The organism is Micromonospora sp. RTBAU3-60 (assembly GCF_054963695.1).
The window spans coordinates 14,966-31,929 of record NZ_JBUEGB010000046.1 but is presented as its reverse complement, the minus strand read 5'-3'; the positions used below and the strand labels follow the sequence as shown (position 1 = coordinate 31,929).

9 protein-coding genes are annotated in these 16,964 nt (G+C 73.1%); 7 read left to right on the top strand and 2 right to left on the bottom strand.

The genetic code is table 11. From position 1 onward, the window contains the following. Positions 1 to 24: 24 nt before the first annotated feature. Together ACY34I_RS29580 and ACY34I_RS29575 are read right to left on the bottom strand one after the other, a co-directional pair. The gene (locus ACY34I_RS29580; protein WP_462758341.1) at positions 25 to 1,050 is read right to left on the bottom strand and encodes a sensor histidine kinase; all 1,026 of its coding nucleotides are present in this window, start codon (positions 1,048 to 1,050) and stop codon (positions 25 to 27) included. Positions 1,051 to 1,204: 154 nt separating this feature from the next. Then, the gene (locus tag ACY34I_RS29575; protein WP_462758339.1) at positions 1,205 to 1,753 is read right to left on the bottom strand and encodes a sigma-70 family RNA polymerase sigma factor; all 549 of its coding nucleotides are present in this window, start codon (positions 1,751 to 1,753) and stop codon (positions 1,205 to 1,207) included. 322 nt (positions 1,754 to 2,075) lie between these two features. Here ACY34I_RS29575 and ACY34I_RS29570 point away from each other — a divergent pair, with 322 nt between their 5' ends. From ACY34I_RS29570 to ACY34I_RS29540, 7 genes are all read left to right on the top strand, one after another. Further along, complete coding sequence (locus ACY34I_RS29570) at positions 2,076 to 3,491, top strand: glycosyltransferase family 2 protein (protein WP_462758338.1); 1,416 nt, start codon at positions 2,076 to 2,078, stop codon at positions 3,489 to 3,491. 87 nt (positions 3,492 to 3,578) lie between these two features. Beyond that, on the top strand, positions 3,579 to 4,838 hold the full coding sequence (locus ACY34I_RS29565; protein WP_462758336.1) for a hypothetical protein: 1,260 nt from the start codon (positions 3,579 to 3,581) through the stop codon (positions 4,836 to 4,838). Next, positions 4,835 to 6,685 (top strand): hypothetical protein, encoded by a 1,851-nt coding sequence (locus ACY34I_RS29560; RefSeq protein WP_462758335.1) that lies wholly within the window; start codon positions 4,835 to 4,837, stop codon positions 6,683 to 6,685. Before ACY34I_RS29565 ends, ACY34I_RS29560 begins: the two co-directional genes overlap by 4 nt. A gap of 4 nt (positions 6,686 to 6,689) precedes the next feature. Continuing rightward, entirely contained in the window at positions 6,690 to 10,178 is a 3,489-nt protein-coding gene (locus ACY34I_RS29555) for a right-handed parallel beta-helix repeat-containing protein (RefSeq protein WP_462758334.1), read from the top strand. Positions 10,179 to 10,229: 51 nt separating this feature from the next. Continuing rightward, the gene (locus tag ACY34I_RS29550; RefSeq protein ID WP_462758333.1) at positions 10,230 to 10,730 is read left to right on the top strand and encodes a hypothetical protein; all 501 of its coding nucleotides are present in this window, start codon (positions 10,230 to 10,232) and stop codon (positions 10,728 to 10,730) included. 95 nt (positions 10,731 to 10,825) lie between these two features. Continuing rightward, positions 10,826 to 14,800, top strand: coding sequence for a type VII secretion protein EccCa (gene eccCa, locus ACY34I_RS29545; RefSeq protein WP_462758331.1), 3,975 nt, complete (start codon positions 10,826 to 10,828; stop codon positions 14,798 to 14,800). Next, positions 14,797 to 16,950, top strand: coding sequence for a hypothetical protein (locus ACY34I_RS29540; protein WP_462758330.1), 2,154 nt, complete (start codon positions 14,797 to 14,799; stop codon positions 16,948 to 16,950). The genes eccCa and ACY34I_RS29540 overlap by 4 nt, the downstream gene beginning before the upstream one ends. The last annotated feature ends 14 nt before the right edge of the window (positions 16,951 to 16,964 follow it).

Sequence of the window (16,964 nt, the reverse complement as noted above, 5' to 3'; positions counted from 1 at the left end):
GGCCCGGCGGTACCGGCGGGAAGCTCAGATCGCCACGAACCCGCTGACCCGGGTACCGGTGGCCGGGCTAGACCGTACCGTCAGCGTGCCGTCCACCGAGGCCAGGCGGGCGGCGAGCTGGCGCAGCGGCATCCGCCCGTCGGTGTCGAAGCCTGGCCCGGTGTCGGCCACCTCGAAGGTCAGCCCTCCAGGGGAGGTACGTAGCGCCAGCGTGACCGCGGCGCCCGGGGCGTGTTTGTGCGCGTTGCTGACCGCCTCCAGGCAGGCCAGGTAGACGGTGGTCTCCACCTCGGGCGGGTACCGATGGCCGGCCAGTTGCGGGTCGATGTCCAGGGTGACCGTGTCGAGCGTGCCCAGCCGGGCCGCCAACGCGGTCACCAGACCGTGGTCGGCCAACGGTGCCAGCAGGCCAGTCGCGGTGCTGTGCAGCACCTCCTCGGTGCTGGCCAGCAGCTCCCGCAGCCGGTCGAGGTGCCGGCCCGCCTCGGCGGCGTTGCCGGCGGCCAGTTGGTGCTCCACCATGGCCAGCGACATCTGCAACGCGACCATGTGGTGCTGGGCGCCGTCGTGCAGGTCGCGCTCCAGTTGGTGCCGCTGGTGCTCCATCTCGCCGGCGGCCCGCAGCCGGGCGTCGGCCAGCAGCAGGTCGCTCTGGCCGATCAGCCGCTCGGCGCTGCCGGTGATCAGCTGGGCCTGGATGTCGCTGACCAGCAGGCGGGTCACCGCGTGTAGCTCGGGCCACCGGCGCAGCCGCTCGGCCGCCGCCGGCGGCTCGATCACGAGGTCGGCCAGGACCTGCTCGCCGTCGCGCAGCCGGATCGGCGCCGCCCCGGTCACGGGTACCGCCGCGTCGGCGCCGGTGGCGGTCCACCGGTACTCCTGCACGGTGTGTTCGGCCGCCGGGTCCGCGTCGTGGCCCGCCGGCAGGGGCAGCCACAGCGCGATGGTGACGGTGGCGGCCTCCAGGCATCCACCCAGCGCCCGGGCCAGGGCTTCGGCCTGCGCTCCCGGCAGCGGCCGACCCGGCAGGCCGTGCACCGAGTCGACCACCTGTGCCACCTTGTCCGACGGGCCCGGCCCCGGAGAGGGTCCGTCGGATCGTTGGGTCGAGCGGCGCATTGTTTCACTGTAGGCGGCTTCGGTCAGGCCGGGCCGACCCGGCTGGTGGGCCGCGACGGCCTTCCGCCTCGATCGGGCTAGGGGCTCACGCGGCGCAGAGCAGGTGGGTGTTCGTTGCCTTGCGGGCCGCCCGCAGCGCGTAGTGCACCCGGCTCTTGACCGTGCCGACCGGTACCCCGAGCGTTGCGCTGATCTCGGCCGCGGTCCGGCCGTTCAGGTAGGTCTCCACCAGCGCGGCCCGGTGCTCCGGCCACAGCCCGTGCAGCACCTGCTCGACCAGCAGGGAGTCCAGCACGCCGGCCATCGGGTCCGCCGTGGCCACCTCGGTGGCGTTGTCGATGTTCACCTCGGGTGGCCGGGCTTTCTTCATGCGGTACCCGTCCATCACCAGGTTGTGCACCACTCGGCGCAGCCAGCCCAGCACCGACCCGCGGTCGGCGGTGAGCTGGTCCAGGTGGGTCCACGCCCGCAGGAACGCCTCCTGCACCACGTCCTCGGCGCGCCCAGTGTCGCCGTCGGTCAACCGCTGCGCGTACCTCAGCAGCGGCTGCTGGTAGGTGTCGATCAGTTCGCGCAGGCGGGAATCGCTTTCCAGCGCGCTGCTGTGTCGCTTGCTGTGCACCCGTTCGGCCATGCCATGACAGTGCCGTCGGGGGCCGGTCGCTCGACATGGTGCGGCCCCTGCTCCTGCGGGGTGTCACCCCTCGGGTTGGGGAGGGTTATCCCTACGCCCTGCGCCAGTGCCTGCGGCCGGCGCCGCGCCGCCGTTGGTTCGCGTGTCGACCGGTGAACCCGGCGGTGCCGCGAAGCCGTGCCACAGGTGGACGATCTCGCGCCCGGCCTCGGCAGGGGCACGCGGCGACGGTCGTCCGGCGTCGCCGCGACGGCCGGTACTGCGCCGGGCGCCGGCGGCCCCTGACTGACGGCGCCGTGGCGCCCCAACCGAAGAGGTGGGCATGGAGGAGACGGACTTTCCGGCGGTGGGCATCGGGATCACAACCCACAACCGGGGCGACGTGTTCCGTACCGCGTTGGAGGCGATCCGCAAGTACGCGCCCAGCGGCGCCGCGATCGTCGTGGTCGACGACGCCAGCGACGAGCCGGTGGAGGAGGCGACGTTCCGCTTCGACAGCAACGTCGGCATCGCCCGGGCCAAGAACAAGTGCCTGGAGCTGCTGGTCGAGCGGGGCTGTAGGCACCTGTTCCTGTTCGACGACGACTGTTGGCCGGTCGTGGACGGTTGGGAACGGCCATATGTCGACAGTCCCGAGCCGCATCTGATTTACATGTTCACCGACACCGCGCGTGGCCGGCTGACCGATTCGGTGGAGATCTACCGGGACGAGCAGCATCGGGCGTACACCCATCCCCGCGGCTGCATGCTCTACTTCGAGCGGCGGGTGCTGGACCGGGTGGGTGGGTACGACACCCGGTACGGCCGGTGGGGGTACGAGCACGTGGACCTCTCCAACCGGATCTACAACGCCGGCCTGACCTCGTTCCGGTTCGCCGACGTGGTCGGCAGCGGAGACCTCATCTTCAGTTGCGACGAGCGCACCAACGTCGGCTCCAGCGTGTCCGACATCGAGCGCTTCCACCTGGTGCGCAACCTCAAGACCCGGTCGGAGGCCAGCTACACCTCGGTTGAGTACCGCGAGTTCCGCACCCGGCCGGTCGGCGCGGCGGCGGCCCAGAACGTGGTGCTGACCACGTACCTCACCGCGCAGCCCGACCCGCAGCGCGGCACCACCTGGACACCGAACTACGCCGACCTGGCCGAGTTGCGCCGCTCCGTCGAGCGGCACGGGCGGCGGCTGGTGGTGCTGCACGACTGCTTCGACGAGCCGGATACCGACCTGGTCACGCACGTCCGGGTGGCGCCGGGCGGGGAGGTCAGCTCGCCGTACTTCCACCGCTGGCTGTGCTGGTGGCGGTACCTGCGCGAGCACCCCGAAATCGACCAGGTGTGGTGCGTCGACGGTACCGACGTGGAGATGCTGCGCGATCCGTTCCCGGAGATGGACGACCGGCTGTACGTGGGCGACGAGCCGGCGCCGCTGTGCATTCCGTGGATGCTGTACCACCACGGCGGCAGCGCCAAGCTGTTGCAGTTCCTGTCCGACAACCGGGGTGTCCCGCTGCTCAACTGCGGGCTCACCGGCGGCCGGCGGGACACGGTGCTGGAGTTCTGCCGAGACATGTTCGACTTCTGCGTCACCAACGCCCGGGAGGCCGGCCCGCTCGACATGGGGCCGTTCAACTACGTGGCCCGCACCTGGTACGCGGGAATGATCGTGCACGGCCGCCAGGTCAGCACGGAGTTCCGGAAGTGCGACCGGGCCAGCACCGAGTCGTGGTGGCGGCACAAGTAGGCGCGTCCGGGCCCGTGGCAGTAGTGAACCCTGCTGGCGCGCTGGGCGTTTCACAGATGGACCCTGGACGGGGTGAAGGAGGGGGGTGTGACCGTGGACGTGGACACGGACCTGGATGTGGCACCGGAGACGACACGGGACGACGACCGTGACGAGAGCATGCACGCGTTGCTGCTGCGGTTGGCCGGCTCGCTGCCGGACCGGGTACTGACCGACGCGCGGGACGCGCTGGCCGCCGGCCGGCGGCTGGACGTCGTACAGGCGGTCGCCTTCGAGGCAGTCTCCCAGCCGCTGCAACTGGACGCCGACGAGATCGCGGCGCTGCGCGAGGAACTGGCACTCAGCGGCGGGGACATCGACCTTGGCCTGGCGCTGGAGGAGCTGCGCGGAGAACGCCCGCCGGCACCGTGGCATTTCCTGCCCGATCTGCCGACCACACAGGAAGACCTGGCGTTGATGGTGCTTCCGCAGGACCGCACCGCCGACCCGGTCGACGCCCTCGATCCGGCGGACCGGGCGCTGGTGGCCGCGGCGTCGGCAAACCCGGCGGTACGCGCGGTGTGGCGGGCGTGGCGGCTGCCGCCCAGCGCCCGGCCCTGGCAGGACCCGGTACGGGTGGCCGTGGTCACCGTCGACGACACTATGGTCGGCCTCCCCGCACTCGGCGTCCAATTGCGGCAGAGCATGGTCGAGGCGGGGGACGCCGAGGCCCAGGTCGAGGTCTGCTGGGGGTCGGACGCGCCGTACTACCAGACCCTGGCCCGCACGTCCGGCGCCCTGCTGTGGGCGGCGCGGCCGGCCGTGCCGGTGGCCACCGCCCGGCTTTTCGACGGCGTCGATCCGGTACGCGGCCCGTGGTTCGCCAGCAACCGGCCGGTGGTCTCCGATCCCAAGGAACGCGACGACCTGCTCGCCGCGCTGCGCGGGGGGATGGTCATCGCGTGGAGCAGCGGCGAGGTGCCCGACATCCTGGCCCCGGACCGGGGCGACGTGGTACCGATGCACCTGCGTACCGACGGGGTTTGGCTGTGGAGCGAGGCGGTCGCGTACTACCTGGAGAACTACGGCCTGGCGCCGGATCCGCAGTTGGCCGCGCACCTGACCGGGGATGAGCCCGCCGAGCCCCTGGACGAGATCTCCGTGCACCGTGCCCTGGTGCACCTGTGCCGGCCCAACGCCGAGGCGATCGTTTGGCGGGTACCCGGTGCCGACGACGACCCACCGACCGACGCCCCATCGCCCGACGTCCCATCGCCCGACGGCGTAGCACCGGCGGACCCGGGGCTGCCGGACGCGGCGCCCGGGGCCAAACCCGACGGCGGTACGCAGCGGCCGGTGCTGCCGTGACCGAGGTGCTCGCCCCGTGGCAGCGGGTACCCCTGCCGTCGTCCTGGAAACTTTCCCAGCCAGCCGAGGGCGTTCCGGGCGGGCAGCACGTGGCGCGGTACCTGCGCCAGGCGTCGAAGGCGGTGGGTGCCGCCGTGGCGCGCATCCTGCCGGGCGCCGGTTCGCGGGTACCGGTGCTCGATCCGGGGCCGTGGGAGGCCCCGGGATCGGTCACCCTCGGCCCAGCGGGTTGGTTCGCGCTCGCGGTCGAGGCCAGCCGGTCCGGCTTCCAGCTGGGCGGCCGGCCGTTGGCCGCCACCGACCTGGCCCAGGCGATCTGGCACTGCCCCCGGTGGCGGGGTCGGCCGGTGCTGCTGGTCACCCAGCGGCCCGCGCCGGCCGACGGGGCCGGGCCGTTACTGCACCAGCTCGCGGTCGACCTGGGGGCACCGGTCTACGCCTCGGACGCCGGGATCCGCTTCACCTTCGGGCGCGCCTCCGCGAACGGGCTGTTCTGGTGCTGGCGACCCGACGGCGGGGACGATCCGGAGCCAGCGGGTCGCCTGCTGCCCCCGCTGGGGCCGGTACGCGTTCGCCACACCCCGACCGGCGGGGCGCCCGGCCGCAATCGGAACCGCCAGCCGCCGTCCCCGGTGTCGTCGCCACCGCCCGGGCCGGCACCGCCGCCAGTGACCACCGATCCGGGGACCGCCCCGTCGCCCGCCGACTCGGCGGCGACCGGGTCACCCGCTGCGGCACCGGAATCGGGGCCCGTGATGTCTTCGGGGGTGGAAGCGGCGCTCGGGGTGCGCGCCCTGTCGGTTCCGATGATCGAGGTGCCCCGGCCTGACCTCAGCGTCCGGCGCATGGTGTTGCCCGAGTTCCCACCGCTCCGGCTGGAGCTGGACACCTGCCGGCCGCTGGCCGCCGCCTCGACTGTCGCCACCCCGACTGCTGCCACCTCGGCTGCCGCCGTGGCCACCGTCGCCCCTGCCGCACCGGCGACCGGCCTGGACACCACCGATGCCCCGGCGAACGGCCCGGGCGAGGGCCCGCAGCCGACGCCACGCGCCGACCGGCCGGGGGCGGCGTGGTTCGGGGTACGGGCGCGCACCGACGAGGCGGACCGGGAGCGGCTGCGTACCGTGTTGGACTGGAAGTTCCAGGCACACTCCCGGACGGTGACCCGGGCGCTGTCGCTGCACCCAGGGCTGCGCAGTGCGGTCGGCACGCACGACATGATGGCCGGGCTGGTCGCGGTGCTGGCCCTGCTCGACGGAGTGGGCGAGCGGGTCAACGGCGCGCTGCGCGGTGGGGGTACGCCCGACGAGGACGTCCAGTTGCTGGCCCGATGTGGCTGCGCGGGGCTAACACAACTGCCGGCCACCGGCGGCCCCGTCTTCGCCGCGGTACCCGCCGGACTGGACGTGACCGGCCGGTACCGTCCCGGAGAACTGCTGGTGGAGCCGGCGTTCACCGCGGTGTCGGTGGACGGCGGCACCGAGGGCGGCACGGGCCGGTACGCGATCTGGTCGGCCACCGCGCGGCGGCTGGACCACCTGGGTGTCCCGGGCGGGCCGGGTGCCCGGGCCGGGCGGGCCATGTTCGCCGCCGGCACCCGCTTCGCGGTGCTTGGCGTCGACGAGGCGCCGGACGGCGCGCCGTGCGTGCTGCTGCGGGAGATCGTCTTTGGGCACCACGAACGCCGGCTCGACGAGCGGGTGGCCGGCAAGCTGCGCGAGGCGCTCGCCGCACAGTCGCAACGCGCGGCGCCCGCGCCGCTGCCGTGGCCGCTGGGCTTCGCGGCCGACGACCGCCCGTTCGCGCTCCAGCCCGCACCGGCCGGCGACAGCCACATGAAGGAGTAAATTCGTGACCACCAGCGTGCTGTCGGTGTCGGCCAGGGACACCGGCTGCCTCACCGACATCTCCCGGGCCCTGGACTCGGCGACGCCCGGCGACACGGTTGCGGTACGCCCTGGCGTGTACCGCGAGGCGCCGCTGTTCCGCCGGGATGTCGTCCTGGTCGCCGAGGACGGCCCGGGCACCGTCACCATCGAGGTACCCCCGGGCGGGGCCATCCTGGCTGCCGGGGGCGAGATTCTGATCCAGGACATCGCCATCCGCGGCGGCGACGAGCGGATGCCGCTGTTCCAGGTGGCCGCCGGCCGGGTTCGCCTGGAGGCGTGCACCATCGATGCCACGGCGCCGGCCGCGATCCACGTGCGCGGCGGCGCCGTGGCGATGCGTGGCGGCGCGATCAGTAACTCCGGCGGGGCAGGCATCGCCCACGAGGCCGGCGCGGGCGAGTACACCGGCGTGCGCGTACACGACATCGCCAAGTACGCGATCCTGGCGTCCGGGCGGAGCGCCCCGGTGTTCCGGGACTGCACGCTCACCGGGATCGCGGAGGCTGCGCTACTGGCCGTGGGCGCCAGCGCCCCGCGCCTGGAGAGCTGCCGCATCGACGAGGTCGGCCAGTACGCCGTCGTGGCGCAGCAGGCCGCCCGGCCGTACCTGGACGGGACCACGGTGCTCGGCGGCGAAGTCGGGCTGCTGGCCAGCGACGAGGCGGCCCCGGTGCTGGACCGCTGCGAGATCCTGGACACCCGGGTGCACGCCGTGGTCACCATGGCGCAGTCGGCGCCCGCGCTCTCCGACACGCTCATCATCCGGGCCCGCGGCCACGGCCTCGACTGCCGGGGCACCTCCCGGCCGAGGCTGACCAACTGCGAGGTGCGCGACTGCGGCGCGGCCGGGGTGGTGGTCAACGACGCGGCGGCGCCACACCTCACCCGGGGAGCCGTGGCGGCCTGCGCCGACGCGGGCGTGTTCCTGACCGGTCGGTCGGAGGCGCGGCTGGACGGGGTCGAGGTACGCGACGTCCCCATCGGTGTGGCGATCGAGCAGGAGGCCGCCCCGCAACTGCGCAGCCTGTCCATCGAGGGCGTCCGGTACGGCCTGCACGCGACCGGCGGTGCCGGCCGGTTCTCCGACGGCCAGGTCACTGGGGCACGGGCCGCTGGGGCGAAGCTCGCCGACAGCGCGGCCACCGTGCTGTCCAACTCCCGGCTCACCGGCTGTCGGGTCGGCGTGGAGGTGGCCGGAACCGCCCGTCCCACACTGTCCTCAGTGGCGGTGGAGGACTCGGGCGGGGCGGGCGTGGTGACCGGTGGCCCCAGCGCGGTCACCCTGTCCCGCAGCCGGATCAGCGGCAGCCGTGGCCCGGGGATCCGGGCCGGCGCCGGCAGCTCCGTCACCGCGACGGACTGCGAGATCGTGGGCAACCAGGGCCCGGGTGTCGTGGTGGAGACCGATGCGCCGGTGCGGCTTCGCGGCGGGGTGGTGCGCGGCAACGGCGGCGTCGCCGTGGACGCGCCGAGTCCGACCGCCGCGGTCGAACTGTCTGACATCGACACCGGCCACAATGGACGTCCGATTTCTCTTCCGGTGCCCGGGTCCGGGCGACCGGACGCCCCGGCGGCCGGCGGCGCCCCGGGATCCGTTCCCGCCCCGACCGGAGGTGCCGGGCCGGGCGTCGCCCCGCCCGGGAACCCGTCCGGCACCCGCGCCCCGCGCCCCGCGCCGTCCGGCGTCGGGCCACCCGGTCCCGCGGTACCCGCCGACGGCGGTCCCGGTCCCGGTGCCGGCGCGCCCGATGACGGGCTGCCGAGTGCCGGGACGCCGGGTGGCGGCGGGGAAGCGGACGGGCCGGTGGCCGCGCTGCTGCGCGAACTGGACGGGCTGGTCGGCCTGGCCGGGGTCAAGCACGAGGTGGCCACCCTGGTCGGGCTCAACCAGATCGCCAAGCGTCGCCGGGAGGCCGGGCTGCACGTACCGCCCATGTCCCGGCACCTGGTCTTCGCCGGGCCGCCCGGCACCGGTAAGACCACTGTGGCCCGCATCTTCGCCCGGATCCTGGCCTCCCTCGGGGTGCTCGCCAGCGGGCAACTGGTCGAGGTGTCCCGCAGCGACCTGGTCGCCGAGCACGTCGGCGGCACCGCGGTGAAGACCACGGCCCGGTTCGAGGAGGCCCTGGGCGGGGTGCTGTTCATCGACGAGGCGTACACGCTCTCGACCGGCGGGGGCGGCGGCGGCCACGACTTCGGCCGGGAGGCCATCGACACCCTGGTCAAGCTGATGGAGGACCACCGGGACGAGGTGGTCGTGGTGGTCGCCGGGTACACCCCGAACATGCGCACCTTCCTGGCCGCCAACCCGGGCCTGGAGTCCCGCTTCGCCCGCACCATCCAGTTCGACAGCTACTCCGACGACGAACTCGCCGAGATCGTCGAGCGGCTCTGCCGCGCCCACCACTACGCGCTCGAGTACGAGACGCGGCAGGCCCTGGTGCGCCACTTCAGCGACATGGCCCGCAACGAGACCTTCGGCAACGCCCGGGTGGCCCGGCAGGTCTTCGAGGACATGCTGGGGCGCCAGGCGTACCGGCTGTCGAGCACCCCGCAGGCCTCGGACCTCGAACTGGCCCGGCTGCTGCCCGAGGACCTGGGCGAACAGGCGGCCGGGCCGTCGGAGTCGGCCGGCGTGGCGCAGGCCGTCCAGGACCTGCTCGGGCGGCTGAACTCGATGGTCGGCCTGGACGCGGTCAAGCGCGAGGTGACCGATGTCATCGACCTGATCGCCTCCACCGAGGCCCGGGCCCGGGCCGGTCTGCCCACTCCCACGATCTCGCGGCACCTGGTGTTCGCCGGGCCGCCCGGCACCGGCAAGACCAGCGTGGCCCGGCTGTACGGGCAACTGCTCAGCGCGATGGGTGTGCTGCGCACCGGCCAGCTCGTCGAGGTGTCCCGGGCCGACCTGGTCGGCGAGTACGTCGGGCACACCGCCGTCAAGACCACCGACGTGTTCAACCGGGCGCGCGGCGGCGTGCTGTTCATCGACGAGGCGTACGCGCTGACCGGCCAGGGCAACGACTTCGGTCGGGAAGCCATCGACACACTGGTGAAGCTGATGGAGGACCATCGGGACGACATCGTGGTGATCGCGGCCGGGTACACCGGGGACATGCGCCGGTTCCTGGCCAACAACGCGGGGCTGGCCTCCCGGTTCAGCCGGCAGATCCCGTTCGAGTCGTACACCGCCTCGGAGCTGGTGTCCATCTTGCAGACGCTGGCCCGCGACGGCGGCTTCGACTTCAGCAACGACAGCATCCCCCTGCTGTACCAGCACTTCGACAGCCTCGCCCGGGACGAGACCTTCGGCAACGGCCGGTACGCCCGCCAGTTGCTCGAACGCACCATCACCAAGCAGGCCAACCGGTTGCGCGGCGCCGCCGCACCGACCATCGAGGAGATGCGCCAGTTGTACGCGGCCGACGTGCGGGCGGCCATCGCGGCCTGACCTGCTTTACGTGTACGTGGTCAAGAGAGAAGGTGCCTGACAATGCCGGCAGTGAGTCTGAGCGGTGCGTGGCGGATCATGGTGGTGAGCAAGGAGTCCCTCTTCGCACAGCGGATCGTGTTCTCCGGTGACGTGCAGAAGCTGTTCATCGGAGAGTTGGGGGCATCGACGTCAGCGAGTGGGAGGCGTTGGATGCTGCGGTTCGAACACAACCGCGGTGACGGCGTCTGGCGGCCGAACGTTTCGGTGGAAGCGGGCGAGATCATCAGGCACGGCGACCAATTCCAGCGGTTGATAGCGACGAAAGACGTGTTCTGGACCGGTGACCGTGGCCACGATGACCTGAAGCTGCTGCTCACCCGCCCGGCTTTCGCGGGTGTCCCTGCGGAAGGAGTGGGCGGGTCGCCCTACGCTGTCGAGGTCAATCTGCCCGAGCTGCCGGCATCGATGGTGCTCCCATCGGTGGACAGTCCCGATGTATTGCAGGAGAGGCAGCGTTCGTACAGCGACCCGAGGTCGGCGGGAACTCCCCTGAGGAGACGGTCGCTATGATCGCCCGCTGCCCCTTGATCGGCGGTTGACGGGGTACCCGGATATCGATCCCGGGTACCGGTCAACTCTTTCCGGCTCGCAGCCGTGTAATGGATGTGAGCACTAGACCTTTCCGGCGGCCGGCCCGCCGCAACGGACCCGAGCTGCCGCACGGCGAGATCACCCTGCAGGAGCCGCCGGTCGTCCCGGAGGTCCAGCACGCTGGATTCCGCTCGCTCGGGATGATCCTGCCAAGCCTGCTGATGACCGGCGGGTTCATGTTCATGATGCTGGGTAACTCGTTCAGAGGCCCGATGGGCATCGTGATGCTCGTCATGATGGGCGGCGGCATGCTGGCCATGGCGGTGTTCGGAATGACGATGCACTCCGGCAACCGCAAGCAGCAGATCAACGGCGACCGGCGCGACTACTTCCGCTACCTGTCCCAGACCAGGGGGCAGGTCCGCAATTACGCGGCGGAACAGCAGGCCGCGCTGGCCTGGCGGCACCCCGACCCGCAGTCGCTGTGGTCGCTGGCGATGACCAGCCGGCTGTGGGAGCGCCGGCCGACGCATCCGGACTTCGGCGAGATCCGGGTCGGTACCGGCGCCCAGCGGCTCGCGGTGCGGATCAGTCCGATGGAGACCAAACCGGTGGAGGACCTGGAACCGGTGTGCGCCAAGGCGTTGCGCCGGTTCATCAAGGCGTACACGACGGTGCCCGACCAGCCCGTCGCGCTGTGCCTGCCCGGGTTCGCGCACGTGCGGATCAGCGGCGACCGGGACGTGGCGCTGGGCATGGTGCGTGCCATGCTCGCCCAGTTGGTCACCTTCCACGCCCCGGATGAGCTGCGGCTGGCTTTGTGCATCGGCGCCGAGCAGGCCGCGCGGTGGGAGTGGGCCAAGTGGCTGCCGCACGCCAAGCATGCCACCGACGTCGACACCGCCGGGCCGGTACGGCTGTTCGGCGCCACCCTGGAAGAGGTGGAGCGGCTGCTGGGTGCGGAGTTCGCGGCCCGTTCCCGGTACGAGGACGACGCCCAGCCGTCCCGTGAGGAACCGTTCGTCGTGGTGGTCTGCGACGGCGGCGTCATCCCGGCGGGCGCCCGGCTGACCGTCTCCGGGTACCGCAACGCCGTCCTCGTCGACTTCGACGGCCGCGGCCTCGCCGACGGGGACAATGTGCTCAACCTGGAGGTGTCCGCCACCGACGTGGACATGATCGAGAAGGACCACGTGGGCCGGGAGGTGCGCACCCGGCTCGCCGCACCGGACCACCTGGATGTGCCCCGGCTGCGGACGCTGGCCCGGATCATGGCCCGGCACGCCACCAAGGTCACCGGCGAGCAGCCGGCCAGTGGGCTCAGCGCCGTCCTCGACCTGCCCGACCTGCTGGACATCACCGATCTGGACACCTTCGACCCGCGCGAGCGGTGGCAGGCCCGCACGCCCGCCGACCGGCTGCGGGTACCCATCGGGGTGGCCGCCGACGGCTCCCCCATCGAGCTGGACATCAAGGAGTCCGCCGAGGGCGGGATGGGGCCGCACGGCATGCTCATCGGCGCCACCGGGTCGGGTAAGAGCGAACTGCTGCGCACCCTGGTACTGGCCCTGGCGGCCACCCACTCCTCGGAGACCCTCAACTTCGTGCTGGTGGACTTCAAGGGCGGCGCCACCTTCGTCGGGCTGGACCGGCTGCCGCACGTCTCCGCGCTCATCACCAACCTGGCCGACGAGGCCGCGCTGGTCGACCGGATGCAGACCACCCTGCAAGGGGAACTGGTACGCCGGCAGGAGCTGCTGCGCCGGGCCGGTAACTTCACCTCGGCGCGCGACTACGAGAAGGCCCGCGCCCAGGGTGCCGAACTCGACCCGCTGCCCACCCTGTTCGTGGTGGTGGACGAGTTCAGCGAGCTGATCGCGGCCAACCCCGACTTCATCCAACTGTTCGTGATGATCGGTCGGCTCGGCCGATCGCTCGCCGTGCACCTGCTGCTGGCCTCGCAGCGGCTGGAGGACGGGCGCATTCACCAGCTTGAGGGCCACCTGTCGTACCGCATCGGGCTGCGTACCTTCTCCGCGATGGAGTCGCGGGCGGTCATCGGCGTGCCCGACGCGTACGAGCTGCCGGGCGATCCGGGCAACGGATACCTGCGCTCCAGCGTCACCAGCATCACCCGGTTCAAGGCCGCGTACGTGTCCGGCCCGCACCGGGTACGCGGCACCAGGCTGCACCGCGAGGTGATCGCCAGCCAGGTCGTCCCGTTCACCGCCCGGGCCGCCGCACCCGCCATCCCGATGCCGCGCCCGCCAGCGGACCAGGCGCCGGACGAGCCGGTCGACACCGGCACCACCGTGCTGCACGCGCTGGTGGACCGGCTGGTCGACCAGGGTCCGCCGGCACACCAGGTGTGGATGGCGCCGCTGGAGGAGGCGCCGACCCTGGACGACGTGCTGCCGCCGCTGTTGCCCGACCCCGAGCACGGGCTGCGTCCGATCGACGCCGGCCAGCAGGCGTACCTGCAGGTACCGGTCGGTCTCATCGACAAGCCGTTCGAGCAGATACGCGACCTGCTCGTGGTGGACCTGGCCGGGGTCGGCGGGCACGTGGGCGTGGCCGGCGGGCCGCAGAGCGGCAAGAGCACCCTGCTGCGGTCGCTGGTGTGCGGGCTGGCTCTGACCCACTCGCCGCGGCAGGTGCAGTTCTACTGCCTCGACTTCGGCGGCGGTTCGCTGGCCGGGTTGGCCGGCCTGCCGCACATCGGCGGCGTGGCCGGCCGGCACGAACCGGAGCGGGTGGGCCGCACGGTGGCCGAGGTCCGCTCGATCCTGGTCGAGCGGGAACGCCGCTGCGCGGACCTGGGCATCCATGGCCGGGACGCCTACCGGCAGGCGCAGGCCGACGGCCGCATCCCGGAGGACCGGTTCGGCGACGTGTTCCTGGTCGTGGACGGGTGGTTCGTGCTGCGTCAGGAGTTCGAGCCGGTCGAGGAGATGGCCCGGGACATCGCGGCCCGCGGCCTGAACTACGGGGTACACATGATGGTCTCCATGGGCCGCTGGTCGGAGCTGCACATGTCGATGCGGGACAAGATCGGGACCCGCCTCGAACTGCGCCTGGGCGACCCGGTGGAGTCCGGGATCGACCTGCGCGCGGCGGCCCAGGTGCCCCGCCGGCCGGGGCACGGGCTGACCGACGCGAAGCTGCACTTCCTCGGCGCGCTGCCGCGCATCGACGGCGTCCAGTCGGCCGAGGGAATCGCCGCGGCCACCGAACACCTGGTGTCCGCGGTGGCGGACAGCTGGACCGGCGAACGGGCCGCTGCGGTACGCACCCTGCCGGCCTTGCTGCCGATGGCCGAGCTGCCGGCGCCGCAGGACGCCCGCATCGCGCTCGGCGTGGACGAGGACCAGCTCGCGCCGGTGTGGCACGACTTCCGGGCGATGCCGCACCTGACCGTGCTGGGGGACAGCGAGAGTGGCAAGACGAACCTGCTGCGCGTCATCGCCCGGGCGATCGTCGCCAGCCACACCCCGGCCCAGGCGCGCATCATGGCCGTCGACTACCGGCGGCAGCTCTTCGACGACGTACCGGCCGCTTACCGGCTGGGCTACTCGGTCTCGCCGGACAGCACCCGGGACACCGCGGCTGAGGCGGTGGCCGGCGTCAAGCCGCGGGTGCCCGACTCCGACATCACCCCGGAGCAACTGCGTGCCCGCGACTGGTGGGCCGGCCCCGAGCTGTACGTCCTGGTCGACGACTACGAATTGCTCGCCGGGCATGACAATCCGCTGGCCGGCCTGATCCCGTTGCTGCCCCAGGGCGGCGACATCGGCCTGCACGTGGTCGTCGCGCGGGCTGCGGCCGGGGCGATGCGGCTGTCGATGGACCCGCTGCTGCGGCGCATCCAGGAACTGAATACTCCGGACGTGGCGCTGTCCTGCCCGCGGACGGAGGGTCCGCTGCTGGGTGGCACCAAGCCGCGGCCGCTGCCCCCGGGCCGGGCGCTGCTGTGCACCCGGCGCGGCAGCCGGCTGATCCAGACGGCTCTGGCACCCGAGCCCGCGGTAACCACCGAGGCCAGCCGATGACCCGCACCGCCACCCGCCCCCGTCGTACGCCCACCCCACCGGCCCGCACCGCCGAGCCGGCTGAGCGGGCCGAGCCGGCTGAGCGGGCCGAGCCGGCCGAACGGGCCGAGCGGGCCGAGCGGGCCGCAGTGCCCGAGCCGGCGGTGGAACTGGCGCGGCGGCTGCGGGCCGCAGCCTGCCTGCCCGGGCCGTCCGCGGCGCCGACCACCTGGCCGTGCGACATGGCGCTGCTGGCCTGGCTGCGCCGGATGACCTACCCCAGCCTGTACACCTGGACGGCCGAGGAGAACCTGGCGCGCCACTGGATCGGCGGCGACATCTTCGGCTGCCGCCAGCTGCCGCCGGCACCGGAGTTCCTCGCCGGCACCGATGTCCGCCGTCTCGCCCCGCACCTGGTCGCGCCGCTGTTGCGGCGGGTGAGCATGACGCGTCCGGCCCCGAGAGCCGCCGAACTGGCGCCCGCGGCCCTGGCCGCCGACGCGGGCCGGGTCAGCACGTTCCGGCGCGACGGCGCCGCCCGGCTCTGGGGCCAACCGGAGCACACGCCGCCGCTGCCCGACACCACCGCCATCCCGCACATCGTGCACGGCATCTGGCTCGGCCGGCCGCTGCCCGAGTCGAACGGCTTCTGGGCCAACTACGGCGCAGCGGCCGACAGCTACGCCGGCCAGGTCGACTTCGTGCTGTGGACGGACATCCCGCGGGCCCGCTTCGACGCGGCCCGCGCCACCCCGCCCGCGCGGGCCGGCCGGCCCGATCCGCTGGCCCCGGTACGCGCCCTGCTGGCCTGGGCCAGCACCCACGGCATCCACCTGGTGAGCGTGGCCGAACTGTTCCACGCGAACGCGCCGATGACCCTGCACACCCCGTACGCTTTGGAGCTGAGCCGGGGGCTGCCGCAGGGTTTCGCCGCGGCCAGCGACCACCTGCGGGTCGAGGTGGTACACCGGTTCGGCGGCCTCTACGCCGACGGTGACCTGCACTTCCTCCCGGACGGCGCGCTCCAGCCGGACGAGCGGGCCGGCAGCCCGCCGGATGAGCGGGCCGGCAGCCCGCCGGATGAGCGGGCCGGCAGCCCGCCGGATGAGCGGGCCGAGGGCCCGGCGGACGGTGGGTACCGGCTGTTCCGTGGCCGGTGGCACGGGCCGCCGGAGGCCGACGGGCCGGCCCGGTTGCCGGAACTGTTCGACCGGGTCGCCGCGTCGGCGCACGGGTTCACGGTGCACGCGCTCACCGACGAGATCGTCCTCAACGACGTGATCCTCGCCCCGGCGGGGCATCCCGCGCTGGCATTGTGGCTGGAGGGCGCGCGGCACAACTACCTGCGCGACCCGCGCGACCTGTACGCCGCCGGCGCCCCCCAGCCGGCCGGGTCGGACCCGCCGCTCACGTCGGACCCGCCGCTCACGTCGGACCCGCCGCGCACGTCGGACCCGCAGGCCGAGGCCGGCCCGCCGGTCGCGGGGGCGTCGGGGTGGCGGGGGGAGCCGGCCTCCTGGACCTGGGCGGTCACGGCGATGCGTACCGGGCGGGTGCACCACTGGCTGCTGGCCCAGCTGGGCATCGGCGCGGCCGAGCTGGTCAAGCCGGCACCGGCGGTACGCGGGCACAGCGAGCTGAGCTGGCTGCCGCCGGTCGACGGCCAGCCGCCGGTCGCCTGCCCCGACCCGGACCCGCTGCCGACGCTGGTCGCCTGCGTGGACCTGCTGCGCTGGCAGCACCTGTCACGCTCCGGGGACCTGTGCCTCACCGCGGTCGCTCCGCTGGTCCGCGGGCTGCCCGAGCCGGACACCGCGTGGACCGCGCTGCTGCTCGCGTTCGGGTACCTGTCCGTCGACCTCGGCCCGGTCACGTCGGTCACCGATCGGCGACGCAACCAGGACCGGACCCTCGACGTGGTGGTGCTGCCGCCCGAGGCGGAGGCGCTGCTGGATCGTGCCGCGACACCGGCCACCTGGTTCGGTTCCGGCACCCGCTCCGGCGACGCTGGCGGAGCCGGACCGGAGGTCACCGCAGGCCGGGAGTACTGGTTCCTCGGCGAATGCACGGTCCCGGCCCGGCTGCTGCCGCCAAAGCGGGTGCCGGAACCACCGGACGGACGCGGCGGGCGCGACCACATCACGGACCTCTCGGCGACAGCCGCCGGATGACAGACAAGGAGAGT